Raw genomic sequence first — 25564 nt, 5'->3', positions numbered from 1 at the left:
GCAGTCGGTCTGGGACTGCCTTTTTCGTGTTGGGCTTGCCCCCGGGAGACGGTTCTTATCTACTAAAATAGTGATTGGGTTGGCTGTGGTTGTCAGACCCATGTGCATTTTAAGCCTGTCTGGCAAAAGAAAAGAAAGAAAATCTTTTTTTAGGTTGATGTTCCTCCTTGACTTGCAATAAGGCTTTAAGTTCTGTGATCTTGTGTTCAAGTTCATCCAGTTTGTATTCCAACTGAGAAACGGTAGCTGTCAGGCGGTCCAGTTCCCGGCGGTGGATGATCATTTGCTCATAAACGACTTCGTCAGCTTTAGTGGAAATACTTTTTTCCAAGTTTTCAAGCTGAGCTTCAACTTTGGTTAGAGCCTGTTTCACAGAGGAATCATAGAGAGAAGTTGCAGCGGTTTGGTTTGGTTCTGTGTCCTGTTTGGGCGAGGTGGGGTCAGTGACTGACAGGTTGCTTCCTGCCCCGCCTTCATTTGATTTTTCTGTAGGTGCTACTTTTTCCAGAGGCACCCCGGCATGCAGTTGATCCCTGATCTGTTGCAGTAGTTTAATATGCTGTTCTTCAAAAGTGTAATGTCCCCGTGCATTGGTTTGATAAGGCAGATTGAAGTTGCGTACCCAGCGTTGGATTGTACGGGAGCTGACACCTAACCTTTTGGCCACTTCTTTCGTTTTCAAAGCTTTGCCCATGCCCATTCCCCCTCGTGATATTTTGTGTTTTATATTCGAGGGAAAAAGGCAAGTCCCTGCCTGCTTGACAAAGGTAGTGCCAATTCAGCAAAAGAAGTGGTTCTCATGTTTTTTGTGCCTGTATTCGACAACGGATTCGTTTAAATTTATATTAGGAAGAAGCGAGCGGGAGTACTTCCCATTTTAATGAGTTCCTATTGCGTTAGACATGATTCGAAAATGTGTACACCGCGCTTCTCCATTTCTTTAATATACAGGTCGCCAGGGACAATGACTTCCGGAGGGAAGACGCCCCGTTTACAGATGGCATTAACCCCAATCATTTGAGCAACCACTGACACAGTATAAGCGGTACATTTAGCCATGGCTGTTACATTCAAATTCCGGTCGTTATAGGTGATCATCTCGTATTGGTAAGTGGCTTGGCGGCCTGCTTTAAGTCCTTTGACTTGCACTCTTAACAGGACCACATCATCTTTGTCTCCCAGTGTGACAATTGGGGTAAGCACTTCGCGCAGAACATCACGGGGTTTTATCTGTACACCGTTCACCGTCACAACATAATCTCGTTTGGTCAGATTTAAATCCACCAGGAGCTTCATTTTTTCTGCATGTCCTGGATAACGAATTGTTTTGTAGTCCAACTCTTTCAGGTGAGGAAATGAACGGGAAAGGGTTGAGGTTCCGCCGGCCGTATGGAATGCTTCCAGAGGGCCGAAGCGCTCAAAGTAGATTGTTTCTACCTCAGATAAAGAGGGAACCTGATAAGTGGTGCCATGACGGATCACAAGAGAAGGGTCAGTATAGTGATCAAATACACCTTCCAATGAAAAAACCAGATTGTAGCCCAATGGAGGCTCGGGACGAAGTGGAAGCCCACCCACTCGCAGGTGAATGGCAGAGGCTTCATCCAGTTTGCTGACCCCATATCCCGCCAGGATATTGGTCATACCCGGTGCTACGCCAAGATCTGGGATCAGAGTGACCCCCGCTTTGTGAGCCAGGTCATGTAACTGCAGCACCTTATTCGTTTCCTCACCAATATGACCGCCCAGATCGCAGAGGTGTGTGTCTGACTCGATGGCCGCTTTGGCTACCTTTTCATTAAATGTATAAAACAGCGCATTTACCGCCACATCATATTTATAGAGAAACTGAACCAATTGTTGATGTTGGGAAGCATCAACATGAGCGGAGGTAAGCTTGGGTGAATCAATTTGTTGACATGCATTTTGTGCCTTTGCTGGATTGACATCCGCCAGTACAACACAGGCGACATTTGGGCTCTGAACCAGATCCCTGGCTACTTCCCTGCCCATTAACCCGGCACCTAACACAGCGACCTTCATCATCCTCACTCCCTCGGTGGTGTTTGCTGGTCACTTAACGGTTATCAATCTGGGCCCGTTGCAATTTCCCGCTATAGTCCACGTAGATGCTTTTCCACTCTGTGAATACGTCCAGGGAGGCTAAACCTGAGTCACGGTGGCCATTGCCGGTTTGCTTGATCCCTCCGAAGGGGAGATGGATTTCGGCTCCGATCGTCCCCGCATTGATATAGACAAGACCGGAATCCAGGTCGCGCATAGCCTTAAATACACGGTTCACATCTTGTGTGAAAATGGCGCTGGATAAGCCGTAAGCCACATTGTTGTTCACCTGGATCGCTTCGTCAAATGATTCCACAGGGATGATGGACAAGACCGGACCAAAAATCTCTTCTTGGGCAATCCGCATAGACGGGTTCACATCGGTAAAAATCGTCGGTTGATAATAGTATCCTTTGCTAAGTTCTCCGTCGTTGGCTATTTTCCCCCCGCATAAGGGATTAGCCCCTTCTAAAATGCCGATTTTCACATATTCATGGATGCGTTGCAGGGCAAATTGGGTGATAACAGGTCCCACATCAACCGTTTCGTCCAGTCCGTTACCAAGGGTCAGTTGCTTGGTGCGCTCTAGCAGGCGCTCTTCCAGTTCATCACGGATATGGCGGTGAACGATCACCCGGCTGCAGGCCGTGCAGCGTTGGCCGCTGGTACCGAATGCACTCCAAATGATGCCATCAACAGCCAGATTCAGGTCGGCATCATCCATGACTATGATGGCGTTTTTGCCCCCCATTTCCAGAGATACTTTTTTTAACAGACTGCCCGCTTTGCCGGCAATGTGTTTTCCAACCTCAGTAGAACCAGTAAAGGAGATCACATTCACATCGGGGTGCTCTACCAAAGCATCTCCTACGGCCGCTCCTGAGCCATAGACCAGATTGACCACTCCTTTGGGCACACCGGCCTCCTCCAAAATCTTAACCGTTTCATAGGCCATGGCAGGCGTGTCGGTAGCCGGTTTCCACACCACTGTATTACCTGCAACCAAGGCAGGGAACATTTTCCATGTGGCAATGGCAATGGGAAAATTCCATGGTGTAATAATGCCTACGACCCCAACCGGGGACCGAACACTCATAGCATGCTTATTGGGCATCTCAGCGGGGACAGTTTGCCCTGCAAGGCGGCGGCCTTCACCAGCCATGTAAAAGGCCATGTCAATGGCCTCCTGCACTTCGCCCCTAGCTTCGGTCAGGACCTTGCCCATCTCTTGGGTTAACGTGCGGGCCAGGTGCTCTTTTCGTTCCTTCAACAGTTGCCCAATGGCATATAATAATTCCCCGCGTTCTGGAGCAGGAACCAAACGCCAGTTTTTTTGAGCTTCTTTAGCGGCCTTGACAGCGGCATGCACATCTTTGGTTGTTGATTGCACCACCTGCCCCAACACTTCTCCGTTGGCCGGGTTGATATTATCCGCCACAGAGGCATTGTCCGGCACCACCCACTCCCCGTTAATGTAATTGCGATAGGTGAAGATTTGTTCACGTTTTCCCATATTGTTTCCCCCTTACGCAAAATGGATATTTTCAGCGGGCTATTATCATTTTTATGAAGCAATGGTGATAATAATCAGAAAAAAATAAAGCAAAAAGCCGGCCGGCTATGAAGCCGACCGGCACATCATGATCATTTCAGCATGAAGAATCGGTTTGTTTGGGGATGGAAAGTCCAAACAAAGGCCGCAGATAAAGAGCCACATAGGTTCCTGCCAAAGCCATCACTGCCCACACCCAGCCGTGCACGCTAAAAGAGGCAATGCCGCTGAAATAGGCACCAACGTTACAACCAAAGGCCAAGCGGGCACCGTAACCCATAAGCAGGCCCCCAATAATAGAAGCCGCTGCTGTTTTAAGGGGGATTTTTTTCAAAACGAACAAGCCGCCTGCGGCAGAAGCGAGGAAAGCCCCTGTGATGACCCCAAAGTTAAGCACACTGGTTGTGTCAAGGAAGACCGACTGATATAAACCTTCTGCTCTTGGTCCTTGCCAGTAGACCCACTGGGTGACATCGACACCTAAGGCCATGGCGGCTTTTGATCCCCACAAAGCGAAGGCCGAGGTAACGCCCCAGGGCTGTCCTCTCACCAACAAAGTCAGGGCATTTAAAGCGGCTAACAACAAGGCACCGACCCATAATGGCCATGCCCCGCGGAAGATGCGTACCCAGCCCTGAGTAGTAGGCAAGGCAGCCATTTTAGGCGGGTTTTTCTTCCTTTCAATATACAAGGTCAGAGCAATAATTCCGCCAAAGATGGCCATTTGGATCAGCCAGCCGCCTAAATAGCCAAGAGGCGTGATTTCGGCTAGTGAGATGGGTGGCAAAGAGGGCATCTGATTCACCCAGAAATCAAAATGGGCAGCACCAATCACAGAACCAACAATGAAAGCCAATAAGGTCAAAAACATGGATGAACGGCCGCCACCGACGGCATACAAGGTTCCAGAAGCTCATCCGCTGCCCAATTGCATGCCAATACCAAACAGGAAGGCACCCACCACAACACTGACACCAATCGGGGAAACAAAGCCAGCCGGTTCAGTACCAAACAAGCCTGTCCCAGTAGAAAAAATAAGGGCAAACAAGGTGCTTGCTGCGGCTAGCATGAGCATATGGGCTCGTAAAGCTTCACCGTTTCCAACCGCCATAAACCGGCGGAAAGCGGAGGTAAACCCAAAGCGGGCATGGAAAAGGGTAAACCCTAGCAATAGTCCAACCCATAACAGGATTGCCATTTGCAGATCAGCGATCTGATAGGTCACGTAGCTTAATAGAAACGCTCCTGCCAGCCCAAGGGCAACCAGTGTTGTCTGACTGGCAGGAAGCGCAGGTGCTTCCAATCTGACTTGTGATTGCTCTTGTTGCTGGGATGTTGTTGTTTGCATTCTCAGATTTCACCTCTAATCCCTATTGAATTTGTCTGTTTTATATGGAATTATTCTAGTCTATTTATCCTATGCTGTAAAGTACCTTTTGTTTGGAAAAACAGGTGATGCAGTTCCCATAGACACATGAGTTAGAATCTAAATTTGTTATAATAAGAGATAGATTATTTTAATGTTTTTGAATTTAAAAATGACAAGAAAGGGGCATCTGATGATGAGCACATTCCGAGCTCTCCTGGTCAACAAGACAGACCAATCGTTCACTGTGGGGATTGAATCTCTGTCTCTTGATGATCTTCCTGAGGGTGAAGTTACTGTACGCGTGGCCTATTCCAGTGTGAACTATAAAGATGGACTCGCTGCCATTCCCAACGGCAGAATTTTGACCCGCTATCCCATGATACCGGGCATTGATTTGGCGGGGACGGTGGTCCGTTCCACAGATTCCCGTTTTAAAGAAGGGGATAAGGTCATAGCCACCAGTTATGACATCGGTGTATCCCATGAAGGTGGCTTCAGCGAGTATGCACGGGTTAAGGCCGATTGGGTTGTTCCCTTACCTCAAGGTCTTACCCTGAAAGAAGCAATGGCTTTGGGCACGGCCGGGATTACAGCAGCTCTTTCTGTTCATGGTTTGGAAGGCCATGGGGTAACTCCCGATAAGGGTCCAGTGCTAGTGACTGGAGCCACCGGAGGAGTGGGCAGCCTGGCTGTGGCTATGCTGTCGAAGAGAGGCTATGATGTGGTGGCCAGCACAGGAAAAGAAGCGGAACATGATTACCTGCGTCAATTAGGCGCAAAGGAGATCATTCATCGCCAGGAGTTAACCCCTGAGAAGATTCGCCCTCTTGACCAGCGCCGTTGGGCAGGGGCTGTTGATCCTGTCGGTGGAAAAACACTGGCCTATGTGCTTAGCGCAATGGATTATGGAGGAACGGTTGCTGTTAGCGGATTAACGGGCGGAACTGAAGTAAACACCACCGTCTTTCCCTTCATATTAAGGGGTGTCAACTTGTTAGGCATTGATTCAGTCTACTGCCCCATGGAGCTGCGTCGGATGCTTTGGGAGCGCTTAGCCAGTGATTTAAAGCCGGATCGATTGGATGTGATCACGACCGAGATCACTTTTGACCAGCTCCCGCAAACCTTGTCCCAGATTTTGCAAGGCAAGCTGCGAGGACGCCAGGTGGTGCGGTTGTAGAGCTTGATTGATGAAATGGGCTTATGTATTTTGCTATAATAAAAAAATAAATATTTTTCAAAAGTTATCGATGCACAAAAGTGTTATATAGAAAGGGGAGGAGCGACTGTGAAACTGTTGCGCATCAATATGGAGAATTTGACCTATCGTTATGAAGATCTCCCGGATAGTGAGCTGTTGTGGGGAGGAAGGGCTTTAACCTCCAAAATCGTTCATGATGAGGTGCCTCCTACCGCCCATCCATTGGGTCCTCACAACAAACTGGTGCTGGCTAATGGTGTTTTGACCGGCTCTCTGGCCTCCAGTGCCGAACGCAGTTCCATGGGTGGGAAAAGCCCGCTCACGGGAGGCATTAAGGAGAGCAATGCAGGGGGGACAGCCGGACTAAAGCTGGGCCGGCTGGGTTTAAGAGCAATTATCTTTGAGGGTATCCGGGATGATTTTCAAATTATCCGTATTCACAAGGATGGTGTAGAATTTGAGCCTGCCAGAGACCTCTTGGATCAGCCAATTAGCGAGGCAGCAGCAAAAATCCGGCAGCGCTATGGTGAAGATGTGGGCCTGTACATGATTGGTGTGGCTGGAGAACGGAAAATGCTTACGGCGGCGATTGCTAACATGGATAAGGATAAAAGCCCCACCCGTTTCTACGGCCGTGGTGGTTTGGGGGCTGTGGCTGGAGCCAAAGGGATCAAAGCCGTCATTTTGGATGACACAGGTGTGGAACGCAACAAGCCCAAAGATCCCCAAAGATTCAGATCGGCGATGAAAATATACGCCCAATGGTTAAGAGAAGCACCTGGAACGGGTAAAATTTTCCCTGAGCTAGGGACTGCCGCCATGGTGAAAACCACCAATAAATTGGGGGCTTTACCGACCCGTAATTTTTCAACAGGCAGCTTTGAAGGGCATGAAGCCATTAGCGGGGAAACATTACGGGAAACCATCTTAGCCCGGGGAGGAGAAGGCACACCGACCCATGCCTGTATGCCGGGCTGTGCCATCCGCTGTTCCAATATATATGCCGATGTAAACGGAAAGCGTATCACATCGCCCATTGAATACGAAAACATTGGCTTATTAGGCTCCAATCTGGGCATTGATGATTTGGATGCGGTCGTCGAGCTTAACCGGTTGTGCAATGAGTATGGTGTGGACACCATTGAAACGGGAGCAGCGATTGGGGTGGCTATGGAAGCAGGGCTATTGAACTTCGGGGACAAAGAAGGGGCCATCAACCTCTTGAAGGAGCTAGGTGAAGGAACGCCGCTGGGGCGTATTATCGGTGGGGGAGCTGAGCTGGTGGGCAAAATTTACGGTGTACGCAAAGTGCCGGTGGTTAAGGGGCAAGCCATGCCGGCTTACGACCCGCGGTCCATCAAAGGTTTGGGAGTCACCTTTGCCACTTCTCCCCAAGGGGCAGATCATACTGCAGGCCAGACGGTACGGGCCCAGGTGAACCATCATGACGCCAGCGGACAAGTGGAGGTTTCCAGGGAGGCTCAGAAAGTGAATACCATTTTTGATATTCTAGGTATTTGTTACTTTGCCTCCTCTGCGGTAGCTGGCCGGTTTGACCTTCTGGCTGACATGGTATCCGGCTATATTGGCCGAGAGATCACCGCAGATGATATTGTTGGTTTGGCCCAGGAAACGTTACGCATGGAACACGCTTTTAACCGTGGAGCGGGTATGACCAAAGCCCACGACCGCCTGCCAGAGCATTTTTATGAGGAGATTAATCCGGCCAGTCAAACGGTGTTTGATGTCCCAGAAGAGGAATTGCTGGCCATCGGTACCGAGGGGCGCGTCTCGTGAAGGTTCAGGTAAGGTCCCACTTGCATTGGCGCCCTGAATTAAGCGGAGAACATGAACTACAGGAACCGGTGACCATTAAAACTTTCGTTGAAAATTTAAACATTGCCTGGAACAGGGATGTTTTGATTGTTGTCAATGAGCAGATTGCAGAGGAAAACTACGTCTTGCAAGATGGGGATCGCATTGATTTGCTGGTGCCCCTTGTGGGGGGATAACAGAAGGTATCAGGACAGCAAAGCACCTGTTGTGGCTTAGAGCCCTCAGGTGCTTTATAATCAATCAAAGGGACAGTGAAGCGAAGATGTGGCATTTTTTAGAGGAGGATGCCTATGTTAATCGTGACTACTGATACAGTGCCTAATAGACAAATTAAAGAAGTGATTGGCTATGTGAAGGGCAATACTATTCAAGCCAGACACATCGGCAGTGACATTATGGCTGCACTGAAAGGCATTGTGGGCGGTGAAATTAAGCAGTATGATGAGTTGTTAAACCGGGCCAGGCAAGTGGCTATCAGCCGGATGGTTCAAGAGGCAGAAGCAAAAGGCGCCAATGCCATTGTCGGGTTTCGTCTGCACAGTTCAACAGTGATGAGCGGGGCTTCCGAGATCATTGCCTATGGCACAGCTGTGGTGATTGAATAAAGGATGATGATGAAATGTATAGCATCCTCATCATAGAAGACGACCATAAAATTCGGGATCTGCTTGCCTCATACTTGCACAAGTACGACTTTAGGGTGAACACCGTGGAAGATTTCCGGCGGATTAAAGAAATCGTTCAGCAACTGTCCCCTGATCTTATCTTGCTGGATATCAACCTCCCCTATTATGACGGTTTTTACTGGTGCCGGATCATCCGGACGTTTTCTTTGGCCCCGGTTATTTTCATTTCGGCCAGAGTGGGGGAAATGGATCAAGTGTTGGCCATTGAAAATGGGGGAGACGATTATATTACCAAACCTTTTCACATGGATGTGGTGATGGCCAAAATTAATAGCGTACTACGGAGAACATACGGGGAGTACAGCGACCATCAGCAACCGCGGCATATGATTCAGGTACAGGGCCTATGTCTTTATGTTGACAAGCATCAAGTGGAGTGGAAGGGGAAAAGAGTTGATTTGACACATAATGAGACCATACTCTTGCAAATGCTGCTGGAACACTATGACCGCATTGTCTCCAGAGAAGCGTTACTCTCAGCATTGTGGGATGATCACACGTTTGTCGATGACAACACCTTGACTGTCAATGTGACACGGGTGCGCAAGAAACTGAGAGAGATTGGCATCAAGGAGGCCATTCAAACCCACCGCGGTGCGTTTAAAAGTGTGAGCCGAATACGGGTCCGCCAAAACATACATGTTCTCTCCTAATCATCTGTTAAAATATAGCCAACACCCCGAACAGTTTTGATATCCGTATGATAACCAAACGGTTCCAATTTTTTACGCAAGTGATGAATAAACACCTCGACAATGGCAATCGTAGTATCCGAATTAAAGCCCCAAACCCGATCATAAATCTGTTCTTTAGTCAAAATCACCTTTTTGTTATGGATCAGATACTCTAGCAACTCATATTGTTTTGCGGTGAGTTTGATGGGATGGCCATCAACCAAAACCTGTTTATCTTTTCCAAAAAGTTCAATCCCCCGGTAACGTACCGTCTGTTTGGTGGTCAAAGCCCCGCTTCGTCGCAATAAGGCACGAAGACGCGCTTTTAATTCCGGCCCTTGGAAAGGTTTGACAATATAATCATCTCCGCCTAAATCCAATCCTTTGACCCGGTCTTCCAGTGAATCCTTAGCGGTCAGAAACAACACTGGAGTATCTATTTCCGCACTTCTTAATTTCTGTACAATTTCAAACCCATCTAACCCGGGTAACATCACATCAAGTATAATCGCATCATAAATTGCTTGCATTGCTAAAAATAATGCTTCCTCTCCATCTGTTGCACTGTCCAGGACATACTCATCGGAAAGGATCTCAATAATGGAGTCCAGCAAATCCTGATGATCTTCAACGACTAACAGACGCATCAACATTTCTCCTTATATAGGATCATAAACAGTTACTATTTTAATTTAAACACAGGCTGGGCTGCACAAGGGTATAAAGGTGGCAGGCAACGCTTGCTTGCCTGCCATGAGACGTCTGGTCTCTTTTTCATTTCAGTTTTTTTTCAGCTATGCGTTTCACAAAAGTTATGGCCAGCTCCAAAGCGAAAAATTTCGCTTACTCATCCGGCTGGACGGCCTGTTCTAAGGTCAGCTCCACTTCAAGTGGCAAGCCGTCGCGATACGCTTTCACTTCAATAGTGTCCCCGATTTTGGTTTGAGATATTTACGCAGATCAATGCTGTTGCCAATCTGTTCACCATTGATGGCCACAATCACGTCCCGCTCCTTGAGTCCCGCCTTGTCAGCCGGAGACAAAGGCTCTACTGCGGTGACGACTACTCCTTGGTTGACATCACTAGGCAATTTCAATGTTTCCTGCCAGTGATAGCTGTCAATGCTGGCTAGATCAAGCAACTGAATACCCATATAGGGCCGCAAGACTTTACCATAGGCCATCAGATTTTCAATAACGGGGACGGCATCATTAATGGGAATGGGAAACCCCATGCCTTCAATCGGTGTGCCTGAGAAGCCAAGTGAACCGGATTGCAAGCCATATTCGGCAATCTTCAAGCTGTTGATGCCGATGACTTGCCCGGCAATATTAACCAGTGCTCCGCCGCTATTGCCCGGATTGATGGCTGCATCAGTCTGAATGACGTTAAGTTCCCAGCCGTTTTGCACCTCAATGGAACGCTCTTTAGCGCTGATAATCCCCATGGTCACCGTCCGGGAAAACTCAAGTCCCAGCGGATTGCCAATGGCAATGGCCGGCTCCCCGGTGCGAATCGCATCAGAATTACCAAACTGGGCCACCGTAGTGACATGGCCGTCTATGCTTAACACAGCCAAGTCGGTTAAGGCGTCAGCCCCGACCAGTTCAGCCGACACGCGTTCTCCGTCACCCAGAGATATTTCCACTTCCTTGGCTCCTTCAATCACATGGTAGTTCGTCACAATATAGGCTCGGCCATCTTTCTTTTCGAATACCACTCCTGAGCCTGTTCCCCGTTCCACATCACGGATATTCTGTTGGAAAAAATCGGTGGTCTGCTGAATATTCACCACGCCGACAATCGCTTCAGACACTTTTTCGACCACTTCGGTAATATCTGAGGTTACTTCAACTGATGTTTGCTGGACCTGGGTTGCCACATGACTGCTGGCTTGAGAAGGATTGTCTGTCGCTTTTGAATCCTCTGTCAAACCGCATTTGATGATAAAACAAGGACAACATTTATTTACTCCGTTCTTAAAGCTTGGATTGGATCAAGCTTTGCCGCTTTATTTGCCGGAAATACACCAAAAACAATGCCTACAATCAGAGAGAAGCAAAATGCAACAAGCGAAACAAGCATGGAGTAGGACACCGAAATGTCTGTGACAGATTCCAAAACTTGGCCCACAATAAAGCCTAAGCCTACCCCAATCATTCCACCCAGCGTACTGAGAACAACGGCTTCAATTAAAAACTGAACCAGAATATCCCACCGCTTGGCACCAACCGCTTTACATATCCCGATCTCCCTTGTTCGCTCGGAAATAGAAACAAGCATAATATTCATAATCCCAATCCCGCCAACCAATAGAGAAATCCCTGCGATGCCGCCAAGCATCATGGCCATGGTATTGGAAACAGAACTTACCGTTTCCATTAAATCCTGTTGATTGAACACATAACGTTTGAATACTGTTGTTTCTCAGTACACGCTGCGCTGTAGAGAGAGGCATTAAAATCACATCGTCGCCGCTTTCCCCTAATGCAGATCCTTCTGAAGCCAACACACCAATCACCTTATAGGACATTCCATTCACTTGTACGTATTGCCCAACGGAAGATTCTGTTCCAAAAGATATTCATGGTCCATATCGGTGATAAATCTCCCCTGCGCCGGTTGGGTATCACGAACGGTTTGATAGGATGCTGTGACTCCCGTGAGGGAAACCTGAATCGATTGATTTCCATTTTTGACATTGACACGTCCAGAGACGACAGGTGCGATATCCTGAACTCCGTTAATCTGACTAAAACGGTCAAGATGATTTTCTGTCAACTTCACTTGATTAGCGTTGATGATATTTACTGTTAATACATTGGTACCCAGCCGGTTGATTTAGCTGGTGATGTCCTGACTTGAACCCTGACCAATGGCAACAAGGATAATCACGGAAGAGACTCCAATAATAATCCCTAACATCGTTAAAAACGAACGAAGTTTGTTCCTGCGAATGTTACGAATCGCTGTTTTAATGGACTGGAAGAGACCCAATGAGATCACCTCTTTCTTGAAACAGCTGTCCGTCTCGAAGATAAACCACTCTTTTTGAGTGCTCGGCAACTGAAGGATCATGTGTAATCACGATGATGGTGTGTCCCTGTTCGTTAAGCGATTTTATTACTGCAATGATTTCTAAGCCGGTTTTACTATCCAGCACACCGGTCGGTTCATCAGCAAGTAAAATCGGCGGATGACCCACTAAGGCCCGGGCAATGGCCACCCTCTGCTGTTGTCCGCCGGATAACTGGTTGGGCAAGTGATGGGCACGTTCCTCCAGTCCCACCTTTTGTAAACATTCATAGGCAACCATTTTCCTCTCCTTGGTCCTCATTCCCCGGTAAAGTAAAGGAAGCTCAACATTTTCTAACGCCGTCATATGACTTAACAAATTAAAGTTCTGAAAAACAAAGCCGATCTTCTTATTGCGAACAATAGCCAGTTCGTTTTCCGACAGTTTGTCAATCTCTTTTCCATCCAGAATATATTGGCCCGAGTCGGGGCGATCAAGACAACCTATGATGTTCATCAGCGTTGATTTCCCGGAACCTGATGGACCCATAATGGCCAGAAACTCTCCGGTTTTGACCTGTAGGGAAACATCTCTCAAGGCATGAACAACTTCGCCACCCACTTGATACGTTTTAGTTAAGTTTTGGATATTAATGATCGTCTCTGACACGGTTATCTCCCCCCATTCGGCATTCTTATCATCATGCCTTCGCCGAAGGAGGGGCGGTTTGTTTGAGAGATCTGAGCCATTGGCAGTTGAACGGTCATCCCTTCAGTCAATCCGTCCACAATTTCAATATAATCTTCATTATAGATTCCTGTGGTCACGACTTGTCTGCGGAATGTAGGCTCTTCCCCATCAGATGATGCTTCTTCAACCAGCACAAATTTTTCATCATTCATTGAACGAACCGCTTCAATCGGTACATATAACACATCGTCCTTACGCTCGATTAAAATATGTGCCTCAGCCGTCATGCCCACTTTCAAATGGTCCGGTTCTTCGATATGTATAGTCACATCAAACGTTGAAATCCCATTGGTGACCGTCCCTTCTCGAGCAATTGACGTCACTGTCCCCGTATACTCTTGGTCAGGAAAGGCATTTACGTTTATGATCGCTTCCTGTCCTTCTTTAATGTTAGAAATATCCAGTTCATCCACTTGTAATGTTACTTGTAAATCATCGTAATTGGTAATATGCATGACGACTTGACCTGGCGTTACGCGTTCCCCTTTGATGACATCAAGCGACGTAACAATTCCGGAGGCCGGAGCTACAATCTCTTCATCCTCTTCGACAAATGTGATTAATTCTTGTCCTTCTTTTACCTCCTCTCCTGAAGACACAAGCACCTCATCGATTTCATCATTCACTAAAGCTTTCACATCAACACTTGTCACAGCCTCAATACTTCCTGAACCGGCAACTTTCATTTCCAAGGTCCCACGCTGTACCTCCACGGTCTGTGCCTGGGCCACCAGCAGTTCTTCACTCTTCACATTAAAGAACCATATTCCTCTGCCTGTATTATGAAAAGAGATCCTTAATTTTTGCTTAATTCTCTTTGGACCATTTTAATCTTGATGATTACTAGACTAATGGCTGCTACCACCTTTGCCATTCATGACTTGAACCCTGCTTGCATTATCGAGCATGGTGAGGAAGTCCTTCAATAGGTAAGTAGTGTTACTTAAGCTTCGTTTAAACATCTATATTCTTCTTGACTTTTTAAAATATATTTTTATAATGAAATCATAAAAATAAAGCATTCGGAACTAAATTCCGAATAACGGAAATTTGATTGCAAGATTAACATAGAAATCATACCCATACTTATAGTCAATGAGGTAGGTGGAGGGTGTTGACTTTATTTTTAAAATTATACTAGTATACAAGTATGGTAATTGTGTCTAATGGAGGGAATGGTTTGTGATATTAAACCAATTAACGAGTAAAGATAAAAATTCAATTGGAACCATGGTTTATGATTATTTGAAAGAAGAAATTCTTAATTTGTCTTTACCCCCAGGTTTATCTATTAGTGAAAATGAAATAGCCGAAAAGTTAAATGTCAGTCGTACTCCTGTGAGGGAAGCGTTTTTAAGGCTATCTCAAGAAAATTTGATTAGTGTTTATCCTCAAAAAGGCTCAATTGTGTCATTAATTGATCTGGATCATCTCGAAGAAACAAGGTTTATGAGAGAACACCTGGAGGTTGAAACTGTTAAGTTAGCATGTGAAACGTTTTCGAATCATGATCTGTCAAAGCTTAAAAAAAATATACAGGAACAAGAGATTGTCATCAAGGAAAAAAATTACAAGCAATTTCTTGGGTTGGATGATGAATTTCATTCCCTTATTTTTTCAGGCTGCAACAAATCACGCATATGGAATGTGATTAAAAATATGATGAGTATTAACTTTGATCGTGTTCGGTTACTCAGTTTATATGAAAAGTTTAATTGGGAAACAATAATATCCTAACATTATGAAGTTGTAGAGGCTATCCAAAATAATAAGCAGTTATTAGCCGAGAAAGTTATACGGGAACATTTAAATCTTGTTGATATTGATCAAGAAGAGCTTAAACAGAAATATCCGAATTATTTTAAATGATGTTCTGATATGACAGTTGAATCTAAGGGCTCTTTGCTCTGATTTGAAAACGATGCCAATTGTAAAAATGTTAGAAAAGTGGTGATTAGAAATTTAGGATATTAAATTTGATATATGTTTTGTGAAAGGGGGGATCAGTTTTTGTAAGCTTGCACTAATGGGAGGAATTCCAAATAAGGAAGATTATCGCAATAAAATTTATGGAAATATAAGGGGGATAGAAAAATGAAAAAACTGATATGGGTGTCAATTGTATGTGTTTTAATAACCATTCTCTCTGCATGTGGTGCTGACAATGAAACGTCAACTACTTCAGAAGAGCCAAATAATAATGATGGTTCTGTTGAAACTATACAGTGGAAACTTGCTCACCTTGCGGATGAAAACCATATTTGGCACAAAACAGCTTTAAAGTTTGCTGACTTGGTCAACGAAAAAACCGGAGGACAAATTGAAATAACAATATTTCCTAATAGTGTACTGGGTGGAGAAACTGATGTTATTAACAGTATAAAAGCTGGAACTGTAGACTTGGTTATTTCAGGTGAGACAATGGCAAACTGGGCACCCAAGGCCGCATTAATGGCAGTTCCATACGCATTTAGAGACGAAGAACATTTAAAACGTGTGATAGAGGGGGAAATTGGTAAGGAAATTGAAGCTGAAATCAAAGAAAAAGTGGGCTTAACACCATTATATTATCATCAGCGTGCTCCACGAAACTTAACTTCCAATGATCCCATTAATACACCGGAAGATTTAAAAGGATTTAGAATGCGTGTTCCCAATGTGCCCCTATTCTTAAGTGTCTGGGAAGCAGCAGGTGCGAATCCTCAAGTGATGGATTTTAACGAAGTGTTTACAGGACTGCAGCAAGGCGTCATTGATGGTCAGGAAAACCCTGTAGATCTTATTCACAGCGCAGGATTTTACGAAGTCCAAAAATATGTGAATGAAACTGAGCACGTCTATTCATGGATCTATGTTTTAGTAGGAAACGAGCAATTTGAATCTTTAACTGAGGAACAAAAACAGGCGGTGTTAGCTGCTGCTGAAGAAGCCCAAGCATATGGACAAGAATTGTTTGCTACAGAGACTGAGGGTTATATTTCTAACTTGAAAGATAAAGGCATGATTTTTAACGAAGTGGATCAAGATGCTTTTCGTGAAGCCATGCTCCCTGCTATTAAACAAAATTTATCAGACGAGCAGTATGAATTATATGAAAGAATATTAGAGGTTGAATAAGCATAATAGCTGATGCACACTTACGTGCATCAGCATATACTTTTTACTTGATGCAACAACGTAGTGTCATAGGGAGGCACAATCGTTATGAAAGCACTGAAAATAGTGGATCGAACTTTAGAGACATTGACGATAATAACATTTGTTGGAATTATTATCTCGGTTATGATTCAAATTCTTTCCCGTTATTTACCGTATTCAGCTGTTTGGACAGAAGAACTGACCCGGTTTTTGTTCATTTATTCGGTATCCTTTGCAGCCCCACTGGCCTTAAAGAAAAAGGAATACATTAATCTTGACATTATTATTAACTTATTACCTTATAAGGTAAGAAATTTTTATTATGGATTTATCTATCTTTTGATTGTGATTTTATGTTCTGTTATAGCTTTTCAAGGGTACACATTTGCCAAGATAGGATTGGGTCAAAGCTCTGCAACGATGGCGATTGATATGTCTATCATTCATTCAAGTATTGGTATATCCATGGTTTTTGTTGCCCTTTATGCCTTTTTTCACATGTTAGATCATTTTAAAGGGACCCAAAGCAAGAATGGAAAGGGGGTTTAGAGAATGCTTGCGCTAATATTGTTTCTATCATTTATTATATTGATCTTTCTTGGTGTTCCGATCGCCTTTAGTTTAGGGATTTCTTCAATATTATATCTCATGTTAGCAGATATTCCTTTGTCAATTGTTCCTCAAAAAATGTTTGCGGGAATAAATTCTTTTGTCCTTCTATGTATTCCTGGATTTATTTTAGCAGGCAATTTAATGAACGCCAGCGGTATTACTGAACGAATTATTGCTTTTACCAATAACCTTTTTGGCCATATTCGCGGAGGCCTGGGTTTGGCAAATGTCGGATCGTCAATGGGATTTGCAGGTATTTCTGGAACAGCCTTAGCGGATACAGCTAGTATTGGTTCTGTCTTAATCCCAGCAATGAAAAAGCAAGGGTATGATGCAGATTTTTCTGCAGCACTTACATCTTCGTCATCAACTGTAGGCCCTATTATTCCACCGTCATTGCCAATGATCATTGTAGGAACATTGGCCAGTGTCTCAATTGGAGACTTATTTCTTGCAGGTGCAATCCCAGGTCTTCTTTTAGGGGTTAGTTTAATGTTAATGACCTACTTTATATCCATTAAGCGGAATTACCCAAAAGGATCAAAACAACCATGGTCTGTAATTGGAAAATCGTTTGTTGATGCATTTTGGGCCATTATGATGGTATTTATTATTCTTTATGGTATTTTAGGCGGATATTTTACCCCAACCGAGGCATCCATAGTCGCTGTTATTTATGCCTTTGTTGTAGGTATGTTTATATACAAAGAACTCAAAATTAGAGATCTTCCTTCAATCTTACTAAGGTCAATGAGAAGTACCGCTTCAATCATGATTCTAGTTGGCTTAGCTAACTTATTTGGATGGATTTTGGTTAGTGAACATATTCCACAGTTAGTTGCTAACGCGATATTAGGCATTTCAGAAAATAAAATTATCGTTATCTTACTTATTAATTTACTGCTGTTATTTGTTGGAGCGTTTATGGAAACAATAGCGGCTCTTGTCATCTTATTCCCTGTCTTATTACCAGTGGCTACAAGTGTAGGTATGGACCCCATTCATTTTGGTGTGATGATGGTATTGAATTTAATTATTGGCCTGTCTACACCGCCAGTTGGGGTTTGTTTATACGTAGCCTCAAGTATTGGTAAAGTTTCCATATGGCAAACAACGCGCGCGCTTATTCCATTTTTGTTGGTCAGTCTTGTCGTGCTGCTGCTTGTTGCTTTTATACCTGAATTAACACTATTCTTACCTGGTTTGTTTGATTAATAGAGAGGAGTTTATGCATGAGAGCTGTTCAGGTTACACAAAAAAGACAAATTGACATTATCGAGAAAGATAAACCACGCATACTAAATGAAAATGAAGTATTAGTCAAGGTAAAAATGGTTGGAATATGCGGATCTGACATGCACATATACCACGGAAGTAACCCGCTTGCAACTTTGCCAAGAGTTATCGGACATGAAGTAACAGGAGAAATAGTTGAAGTGGGTAAGCATGTTAGCCGATGTTTAGTTGGAGACAAAGTAGTTATCGAACCCATTATCACTTGTGGTCAGTGTTATGCCTGTCGTAAGGGAAGAAAAAATGTCTGCACAAATTTAGAAGTGCTAGGGGTTCACCGTGATGGTGGTATGCAAGAATATCTGGTCATTCCCGAGGATTTAGTTTACAAAGTTGATCAAAATATGGATTGGTCAACAGCGGTTCTTGTAGAGCCATTTACCATTGGTGCCCAAGCGGTGTGGAGGGGGAACGTACAGGCTGGAGATGTTGTGCTCATTATGGGGGCTGGACCAATAGGGCTTTGTTGTTTGCAAATGGCCAAACTACGAGGTGCAAAGTGTATAGTCACAGACTTAAGAGATGAACGTCTGGAATTTGCAAAAATGTGGGGAGCAGATTATATCATCAATGCAAGCAGAACCAATGTTATTAATGAAGTGATGAGCATTACAGGCCGTGAGGGTGCAAATGTCGTTATTGACGCAGTTTGTACACCACAAACCTTTGAAAATGCTGTTGATCTTGCCTCTGTTGCAGGACATATTGTTATTCTTGGCTTCAATACTGGTTTTTCAAAAATCGTCCAGCTGCCGATTACAAAAAAAGAGTTGACAATTTGTGGCTCTCGATTACAAACAAATAAATTTCCAGAGGTAATCAAGTTGTTTCAAAATCAGTCATTACGTGTCGATGGAATGGTTACTCATCAATTCCCGGTCGAAAATATTAAGCAAGCCATTGAACTTATTGAAGGTTATCCTCATCAAGTAAGGAAAGTGGTTATATCATTTGACTAGCTACAATAAACAAAATAATTGGGATTATAGAACTTTAAGTCAAAACAATGAACGATTAAAGTTGCTGGAGGATTGATTAGGATGAGAATGGTATTTAGATGGTTTGGTGAAGGGAATGACAGTGTTCCTTTAAAATATATCAGGCAAATTCCAGGAGTTGAGGGTATAGTCTGGGCGCTTCATGATATGCCTCCCGGAGAAGTTTGGCCTATGGATAAGATTGAGAAAGTGAAGCAGCAAGCTGATGAGTACGGTTTAAACATTGACGTGGTTGAAAGTGTCAATGTTCATGAGGATATTAAGTTGGGACTCCCCACTCGAGATTATTATATTGAAAACTATAAAAAAACAATCGAGAATGTGGCCAAAGTTGGCGTAAAAGTTATTTGCTATAATTTTATGCCTGTCTTTGATTGGCTAAGGACAGATCTCTATAAAGAGCTTGAAGATGGATCAACAGCTTTATATTATGAAGACTCAAAGATTAGAGATATTAACCCGATGGAGTTAGTTGAAAAAATTGCCAAAAACCCTCAATTTTCAATGCCGGGATGGGAACCTGAAAGATTAGAAGATCTCTCAAAGTTATTTGAAGCCTATTCAAATGTGACAGAAGAAGATTTATGGCATAACCTGCAGTATTTTTTGGAAGAGATTATACCCGTAGCTGAGAAGCATGATATAAAAATGGCCATACATCCTGACGATCCTCCCTGGTCTGTTTTTGGACTGCCAAGAATTATTACGAATAAGGAAAATATAAGCCGATTTTTAAAATTGGTTGACAGTCCTTATAACGGTTTAACGCTGTGCAGTGGTTCTCTAGGTGCTAATCCCACTAATAACGTGGCAGAAATGGTTAGAGAGTTTGCTGGTCGAATTCATTTTGCCCACATAAGGAATGTCAAGATTTTTAAACATGGTGACTTTATAGAAACATCGCATCGAACGTCAGATGGTTCATTGGATATTTGTGATATTGTGAAAGCTTATCATGACATCGGCTTTACTGGCTATGTCAGACCGGATCATGGAAGGCATATCTGGGACGAGGAATGCAGGCCGGGCTATGGTTTGTACGACCGAGCACTAGGCGTGATGTATTTATGGGGAATTTGGGATGCGCTTGAACAGGGCTAAATAAAAATTTATAGCATGGAGGAGGAATACAAATGATCCCGGTTAATCAAAACCTAAAAGGCAAAGTAGCTGTTATCACAGGGGGAAGCGGTGTTCTCTGCGGAGCAATGGCAAGGGAGTTAGGTAGACATCAAGTGAAAGTGGCTATTTTAAATTTAAATAAAAATAAGGGACAAATTGTTGAAAAAGATATCAGGGCGTTGGGAGGTGAAGCTATTGCAATCCCCTGTAATGTTTTGGATGCACAAAGTGTAAAAGAGGCTGAAAAAGTAATTACCAAGGAATTTGGAGGCTGTGACATTTTAATTAATGGCGCAGGAGGTAATCATCCGAAAGCGATAACAACACATGAAATTTTTGAGGCAGAAGATCTTGAGAAAAAGGATGTCACTACATTCTTTGATCTAGATATTGAGGGAATCAAGTATGTATTTGATTTGAATTTACTTGGAACCATCATTCCAACTCAAATATTTGCCCCAAAAATGATCAATAGGAAAGGGGCTGTAATCATTAATATATCTTCAATGAGTGCTCCGTCTCCTATGACCAAAGTTCCGGCCTATAGTGCGGCAAAAGCGGCTGTAGAAAACTTCACAAAATGGTTAGCAGTTTACCTGGCTGAGACAGGTATTAGAGTGAATGCGATTGCACCGGGATTCTTTTTAACAGATCAGAATAGAAAGCTCTTAACGAATGAAGATGGCTCATTAACTGAAAGGTCTCAAAAAATTTTGTCTCATACTCCCATGAGAAGATTTGGTAAACCTGAGGACCTACTAGGCACATTATTATGGTTGGTAGACGAAAATCTTTCCGGATTCGTAACAGGAATTACAATTCCTGTTGATGGTGGTTTTATGGCTTACTCTGGGGTATAAATAGAGTTACTGAACCCTATATTAAATATTAATTGGAGGAAAATATTAGAAATTTATCGTCTTGGTTGCCGTCTAAAACTTGACCATAGATGGGCACCCCTGCGCGGGTGGTCCCCATCCCAAATTCATTTGGGGCAACTTGCTATGATAACCTAATTGTGCCCACGTAACCACCTCAAACCATTCTTCTAATGTTCCGTTATACACTTTTTGGCAAAGGGAATCATGTGCAAGCGGACAGTCTTTGCACTCCTTAGGACGTGTAAACTTCAATGTTTGGTACTTTGAGTCAAAACTGTCATACCGATAAGAGTATTCACGGACGCATGTTGGCGCAAAATGGTGATCGAACCCTACGGGTTCAGGTTCATTCCGTTTATTGTAGGCAATGATCGATTGGGCCCCCATGTGATGAATTTGTTCATAAATCGGCAAATAGTCGTATCCTGCATCCATGGTGACATATTGAATGGACAACGGAGTGAACCGCTTTTGAACACCTTTAAGAAGGGGAATCGCTGCTTTGCCATCATTCAGGTTTCCTGATGAAAGGATGGATTGAAAAATGTACTGACTTTGTGTTCCTACAGCAAAAGGACCTTTGAAGCCAAACCAAAACTCGTTCTTGCCCTTACTGTTCTTTTTCACTCTCCATTTTGGGGTCAAAGGTACACAGGAACGTAGTTCCTCCAACGAGGCATTTAATTGGGCTTCAATCGGCTTCTCATATAACGGAAGTTTGATGCTAGACTGAAAAATGGACACCGAGAATCGAGAATGCTACAATAAATTCTAACAAAATCGAGGTGTCCAGGGATGAGCCAGAAATAAGACAAATCTATAAAAGGAGTGTGTTCATAATGGTTGGAGTAGAAATTGATATGGTTGTAACAGACAGCTTGAAAGCATTGGAATTATACGAAAAAGTATTTGATATCGAGCGTGTTGAGGTTTCAGATTTTCCTAAAGGTGAAAATGAAGTCATTTTTGCCCTATACGGAGTACGCTTTCACATGTTGGATGAAAACCCAAAATTCGATTTGAAAGCACCAAACCCGGATGAACCTAAAACGATTTGGTTTAACATCCTTGTCCCTGACATCAAGGAAACATTTTCAAAGGCGATCAGTGCGGGCTGTACTGAGGTGCAATCGGTGACTGAAATGCCTGATTATGGAGTGTCAAATGCTATATTTATTGACCCTTTCGGCTATCAATGGATGCTGCATCAAATACACAAAGAAGTGAGTTTTGAAGAACGCACACGACTTTGGGAGGAAAAAAAGGATAATTAACAATTGGTGCATTATAAGCATAATACGAAGTTAAATTGGTTTGCATCTTTATATTTTGTGCATCAGTGGCTCTGCAAGGTATTATCCTGGGGTGTGCCTTCCGTGGCCCACTCTGAATCATGGGGCATGGTCCGTCGCCTAACAACGGATTACCACAAGGGCACGGGCGGGTAATACATGAAGTATGGCTACGAAGAATGAGCATGATGCAAGCCGTGCCACATCGTCAAAGCAACCGGGTCGGTCGGTGCATAAGCCCGCGAAGCCGATCAGACTGCGTAATTTTCTCGATTCTGTGTGTCCATTCTATTGACAGAAGTCCATTTCAGGATTTAAGCGGCGACTGATAGCGATGTGACTTTTTCTGTGGCACTCCCTGTTCTCCGTATGTTTTCAGTTCTACTTGGAAGTTGGGGATTTCTTACATTGAATCAACCTCTTTTATTTTGTTCTTGTCCCTCCGCTTGTGATAATTCTATAGTAATACATAATAATTACGTTGCCAACACAAAAACGACAATTTGTACTAATTGTTCGATGCGATATAATGAAAAAGCGAATCAACCTTCTAACCTTCCGCTTACGGAATCGAGGATGCCCCCGACTGAACCAATTAAAAAATCCCCGTCATGGGTGACGGGGATGCACAGAGGATCTTCTCATCACCGGATTACCGGACTTCCCGGAAATCCGTTCTTTTTGCAATGGGGCCGATACCTGCCTGTGGTAGCCTTTAAGATTTTATGAGATAGGAACAGATCTTTCGGGCTTATTTTTTTGGCCTGAACCAAAAAATTCATTAGTCAGTTTAAACACTTTTGGACTTAAAAGTAAAATGGCGATTAAGTTTGGAATCACACCTATTCCCATTAACAAATCAACAATAGACCAAATCATTTGCAATCCGCCAATAGATCCAATTAATGTAAAAGGTAAAAAGAAATAACGATAGAACTTCCCTAATTTTTCTCCGCCAATATACCTGGCTAAAGATTCGCCATAATACGAAATGGTAATGATGGTTGAATACGCAAACAAAATTAAACTGATTCCCACAATATATTTTAAACCTGGAAAAACGGTTCCATAGGCCAAGCTTGCTAAAACGGCGGGGGATGCATCAGATCCCAAGACACCACTTGTTAAAATTGTCAAGGCTGTAAGGGTGCCTATGATAAATGTATCGATAAATACTTCTGTTACTCCCCACATCCCTTGTCGTGCCGGATGATCCGTTTTGGCAGTAGCATGCGCGATTGGGGCTGTTCCCATTCCCGCCTCATTAGAGTAAAGTCCTCTTGCTATTCCATACTTAATCGCTTCCATGACAGCAAATCCGGCGACACCACCGCCAACTGCCGAGGATGAAAATGCCCCTGTAAAAATGGAAGAAATGGCACTTGGTAGATTAGAAATATTGGCCAAAATAACGATAATACCTCCACCTATATAAAGAAGGGTCATCGCGGGAACCAGTTTCTCCGTTACTTTTCCTAACCGTTTAACACCACCTATCGATACAATACCTACTCCAATGAGAAGAATAACACCAATAACTCCTGGAGAAATACCGAAAAGTTCATCAACGGTCTCTGCGATGGCATTCGATTGGACCATGTTTCCGCCCAGACAAACAATGGCTAATGAAACCGTAAATATTGTCGCCAAGAAAGGAGATTTTAACCCTTCTTTCATATACCAAGCAGGGCCACCCAAAAAGTTGCCTTCTTTGTCCTTTTTCCGATATGCAATACTTAAAACGATCTCTGCGTATTTTGTACACATGCCGAATAAAGCTGAAAACCACATCCAAAAAATAGCACCCGGACCACCTAACACCAGCGCCGTAGCAACACCAACAATATTTCCGACACCTACTGTTGACGATAAGGCCGCTGAAGCAGCTTGGCGGGGTATTAGTGTTCCTTCCCCTTCGATTTCGGATTCTTTATCAAAAAATCTCCCTAAGGTTTGCTTTATAATAAAAGGAAATTTTCTTATTTGAAGGAATTTTGTTCCTATTGTAAAATAAACTCCGATTCCGACCAATGATATGATCATCCAAGGACCCCATATGTACCCTGTCAATGTACCGATGATCTGTTGAAACTGTTCCATTTCTGTTTCATCCCTTTCTTTTACAGTGATTTACAAATTCTTCAAACAAACACATATACTCCGGATAACGATCAATCATCATTTCAGGATGCCATTGAACTGCAACAGCAAACCGATCTCCTGTCCATTCAATCCCCTCTATCAAACCATCGGGAGCAGTCATCGTCACATCAAACCCGTCGCCTACCTGACAAATGGCTTGGTGGTTAAAACTATTTACCCCTATCGTATCTTTTTTAAAAATGGAGTGTAGTCTAGACCGTTCTTTGATGTGCACGATATGAGTGGGGTGATATTTGGGCGCTTCTTTGACCGTATGATTAAATCCTTCGGGTCTTTGCCGCTGCAGATCCTGATAAAGGGTGCCACCAGCAGCTACATTTAACACTTGGATACCCCGACAAATTCCTAATACAGGAATTTCCATTTCATATAACACTTTCTTTGCCAGTTGCAATTCATGAGCATCTCTCTCAGGGTCAATCAAACCTAATCCGTATCTCGGCAATTCCCCGTAATGTAGTGGGTCAATATCGGTACCACCGGAAAATAAAATCCCATCTAACAAATGTAGAATTCCGGATAGACTATCGATATGCTTCGTTATAGGTAAAATAATGGGTGATCCGCCTGCCCTTTCAATAGCTTTAATATAATCATCCGCCAAAAGTTGCCATTCTTGTCCGGGCAACCCTAAACCAGTTATTAACCCTAGTTTTTCATCTTTTGAGTAGTTTGCACATATACCAATAATCGGTTTCATCATTGACTGCCTCCTCTGCTGTGACCAAATACCTGTAAATTTGTTTGTTTCGCTATTCGCCCTGTTCATTTACATCGAAAACATGAATACTCCCTCCTTCCTTGAAACTAAACACTGCAAAACATATGCCAACTTTATCACCCGTCGAATACAAGCAAAATGAAGGAATACACGAAAAGGTCATTGTCATTTTGACAAGTCAAAATGACAATGACC

Annotated in this window: 23 protein-coding genes and 4 pseudogenes; 13 read left to right on the top strand and 14 right to left on the bottom strand. The window is 43.7% G+C overall.

Annotated features, from left to right (window positions below):
- Positions 1-109 precede the first annotated feature (109 nt).
- From J2S00_RS04150 to J2S00_RS04135, 4 genes and pseudogenes are all read right to left on the bottom strand, one after another.
- Positions 110-694, bottom strand: a complete 585-nt coding sequence (locus tag J2S00_RS04150; RefSeq protein WP_307335804.1) for a MerR family transcriptional regulator — start codon at positions 692-694, stop codon at positions 110-112.
- Positions 695-888: 194 nt separating this feature from the next.
- Positions 889-2043, bottom strand: coding sequence for a saccharopine dehydrogenase family protein (locus J2S00_RS04145; protein WP_307335802.1), 1155 nt, complete (start codon positions 2041-2043; stop codon positions 889-891).
- Between the two features lie 34 nt (positions 2044-2077).
- Positions 2078-3577 carry an aldehyde dehydrogenase family protein gene (locus J2S00_RS04140; RefSeq protein WP_307335799.1) on the bottom strand — a complete coding sequence of 500 codons (1500 nt, stop codon included), beginning with the start codon at positions 3575-3577 and terminating at the stop codon, positions 2078-2080.
- Between the two features lie 136 nt (positions 3578-3713).
- Positions 3714-4814 (bottom strand): annotated as a pseudogene (locus J2S00_RS04135) (YeeE/YedE family protein).
- Between the two features lie 364 nt (positions 4815-5178).
- On the opposite strand from J2S00_RS04135, the gene J2S00_RS04130 reads away from it, so the two are divergent.
- From J2S00_RS04130 to J2S00_RS04110, 5 genes are all read left to right on the top strand, one after another.
- The gene (locus J2S00_RS04130; RefSeq protein WP_307335796.1) at positions 5179-6165 is read left to right on the top strand and encodes an NADPH:quinone oxidoreductase family protein; all 987 of its coding nucleotides are present in this window, start codon (positions 5179-5181) and stop codon (positions 6163-6165) included.
- A gap of 108 nt (positions 6166-6273) precedes the next feature.
- The gene (locus J2S00_RS04125) at positions 6274-7983 is read left to right on the top strand and encodes an aldehyde ferredoxin oxidoreductase C-terminal domain-containing protein (protein WP_307335792.1); all 1710 of its coding nucleotides are present in this window, start codon (positions 6274-6276) and stop codon (positions 7981-7983) included.
- Positions 7980-8198, top strand: coding sequence for a MoaD/ThiS family protein (locus J2S00_RS04120; protein WP_307335790.1), 219 nt, complete (start codon positions 7980-7982; stop codon positions 8196-8198). The genes J2S00_RS04125 and J2S00_RS04120 overlap by 4 nt, the downstream gene beginning before the upstream one ends.
- A 114-nt stretch (positions 8199-8312) precedes the next feature.
- Complete coding sequence (locus J2S00_RS04115; protein WP_307335788.1) at positions 8313-8627, top strand: YbjQ family protein; 315 nt, start codon at positions 8313-8315, stop codon at positions 8625-8627.
- Positions 8628-8641: 14 nt separating this feature from the next.
- A complete protein-coding gene (locus J2S00_RS04110) occupies positions 8642-9361 on the top strand; it encodes a response regulator transcription factor (RefSeq protein ID WP_307335784.1) in 720 nt (239 codons plus the stop codon).
- Here J2S00_RS04110 and J2S00_RS04105 read toward each other — a convergent pair.
- The 7 genes and pseudogenes from J2S00_RS04105 to J2S00_RS04080 all read right to left on the bottom strand — a co-directional run bounded on the left by J2S00_RS04105 (position 9358) and on the right by J2S00_RS04080 (position 13901).
- Positions 9358-10029 carry a response regulator transcription factor gene (locus J2S00_RS04105; RefSeq protein WP_307335781.1) on the bottom strand — a complete coding sequence of 224 codons (672 nt, stop codon included), beginning with the start codon at positions 10027-10029 and terminating at the stop codon, positions 9358-9360. The two genes, J2S00_RS04110 and J2S00_RS04105, sit on opposite strands and share 4 nt — an antisense overlap.
- A gap of 267 nt (positions 10030-10296) precedes the next feature.
- Positions 10297-11316, bottom strand: coding sequence for a S1C family serine protease (locus J2S00_RS04100; RefSeq protein WP_307335778.1), 1020 nt, complete (start codon positions 11314-11316; stop codon positions 10297-10299).
- Positions 11317-11351: 35 nt separating this feature from the next.
- A complete protein-coding gene (locus J2S00_RS04095) occupies positions 11352-11786 on the bottom strand; it encodes an ABC transporter permease (RefSeq protein WP_307335775.1) in 435 nt (144 codons plus the stop codon).
- 55 nt (positions 11787-11841) lie between these two features.
- Positions 11842-11916, bottom strand: a pseudogene (locus J2S00_RS19875) (hypothetical protein); the annotation flags it as partial.
- Between the two features lie 5 nt (positions 11917-11921).
- Positions 11922-12308, bottom strand: a pseudogene (locus J2S00_RS04090) (ABC transporter permease).
- Positions 12309-12357: 49 nt separating this feature from the next.
- Positions 12358-13068, bottom strand: a complete 711-nt coding sequence (locus tag J2S00_RS04085; RefSeq protein ID WP_307335773.1) for an ABC transporter ATP-binding protein — start codon at positions 13066-13068, stop codon at positions 12358-12360.
- A 2-nt stretch (positions 13069-13070) separates the two neighbouring features.
- Positions 13071-13901 carry an efflux RND transporter periplasmic adaptor subunit gene (locus tag J2S00_RS04080; RefSeq protein ID WP_307335771.1) on the bottom strand — a complete coding sequence of 277 codons (831 nt, stop codon included), beginning with the start codon at positions 13899-13901 and terminating at the stop codon, positions 13071-13073.
- A gap of 430 nt (positions 13902-14331) precedes the next feature.
- Between J2S00_RS04080 and J2S00_RS04075 the strand changes: the two genes are divergently transcribed.
- The 7 genes from J2S00_RS04075 (at position 14332) to J2S00_RS04045 (ending at position 21172) form a co-directional block, all read left to right on the top strand.
- On the top strand, positions 14332-14886 hold the full coding sequence (locus J2S00_RS04075; protein ID WP_307335768.1) for a GntR family transcriptional regulator: 555 nt from the start codon (positions 14332-14334) through the stop codon (positions 14884-14886).
- 357 nt (positions 14887-15243) lie between these two features.
- Positions 15244-16266, top strand: coding sequence for a TRAP transporter substrate-binding protein (locus J2S00_RS04070; protein ID WP_307335765.1), 1023 nt, complete (start codon positions 15244-15246; stop codon positions 16264-16266).
- A gap of 87 nt (positions 16267-16353) precedes the next feature.
- A complete protein-coding gene (locus tag J2S00_RS04065) occupies positions 16354-16836 on the top strand; it encodes a TRAP transporter small permease (protein WP_307335762.1) in 483 nt (160 codons plus the stop codon).
- Between the two features lie 3 nt (positions 16837-16839).
- On the top strand, positions 16840-18114 hold the full coding sequence (locus J2S00_RS04060) for a TRAP transporter large permease (RefSeq protein ID WP_307335759.1): 1275 nt from the start codon (positions 16840-16842) through the stop codon (positions 18112-18114).
- A 17-nt stretch (positions 18115-18131) separates the two neighbouring features.
- Positions 18132-19151 carry a zinc-binding alcohol dehydrogenase family protein gene (locus J2S00_RS04055; protein WP_307335756.1) on the top strand — a complete coding sequence of 340 codons (1020 nt, stop codon included), beginning with the start codon at positions 18132-18134 and terminating at the stop codon, positions 19149-19151.
- A gap of 81 nt (positions 19152-19232) precedes the next feature.
- Positions 19233-20291, top strand: coding sequence for a mannonate dehydratase (uxuA, locus tag J2S00_RS04050; RefSeq protein ID WP_307335753.1), 1059 nt, complete (start codon positions 19233-19235; stop codon positions 20289-20291).
- A gap of 32 nt (positions 20292-20323) precedes the next feature.
- Entirely contained in the window at positions 20324-21172 is an 849-nt protein-coding gene (locus J2S00_RS04045) for an SDR family oxidoreductase (protein ID WP_307335750.1), read from the top strand.
- 201 nt (positions 21173-21373) lie between these two features.
- Here J2S00_RS04045 and J2S00_RS04040 read toward each other — a convergent pair.
- Positions 21374-21910: pseudogene (locus tag J2S00_RS04040) on the bottom strand (transposase); the annotation flags it as partial.
- A 122-nt stretch (positions 21911-22032) separates the two neighbouring features.
- Between J2S00_RS04040 and J2S00_RS04035 the strand changes: the two are divergent.
- Positions 22033-22467, top strand: coding sequence for a VOC family protein (locus J2S00_RS04035; RefSeq protein WP_307335747.1), 435 nt, complete (start codon positions 22033-22035; stop codon positions 22465-22467).
- Between the two features lie 741 nt (positions 22468-23208).
- On the opposite strand, the gene J2S00_RS04030 is transcribed toward J2S00_RS04035, so the two are convergent.
- Both J2S00_RS04030 and J2S00_RS04025 read right to left on the bottom strand, forming a co-directional pair.
- Positions 23209-24585 carry an alanine/glycine:cation symporter family protein gene (locus J2S00_RS04030; RefSeq protein ID WP_307335745.1) on the bottom strand — a complete coding sequence of 459 codons (1377 nt, stop codon included), beginning with the start codon at positions 24583-24585 and terminating at the stop codon, positions 23209-23211.
- A gap of 7 nt (positions 24586-24592) precedes the next feature.
- Entirely contained in the window at positions 24593-25348 is a 756-nt protein-coding gene (locus J2S00_RS04025; RefSeq protein WP_307335743.1) for a gamma-glutamyl-gamma-aminobutyrate hydrolase family protein, read from the bottom strand.
- Positions 25349-25564: the final 216 nt, after the last annotated feature.

It is taken from the genome of Caldalkalibacillus uzonensis (genome assembly GCF_030814135.1).
GTDB classification, from domain to species: domain Bacteria; phylum Bacillota; class Bacilli; order Caldalkalibacillales; family Caldalkalibacillaceae; genus Caldalkalibacillus; species Caldalkalibacillus uzonensis.
This window is presented reverse-complemented; position numbering and strand designations above follow the sequence as displayed.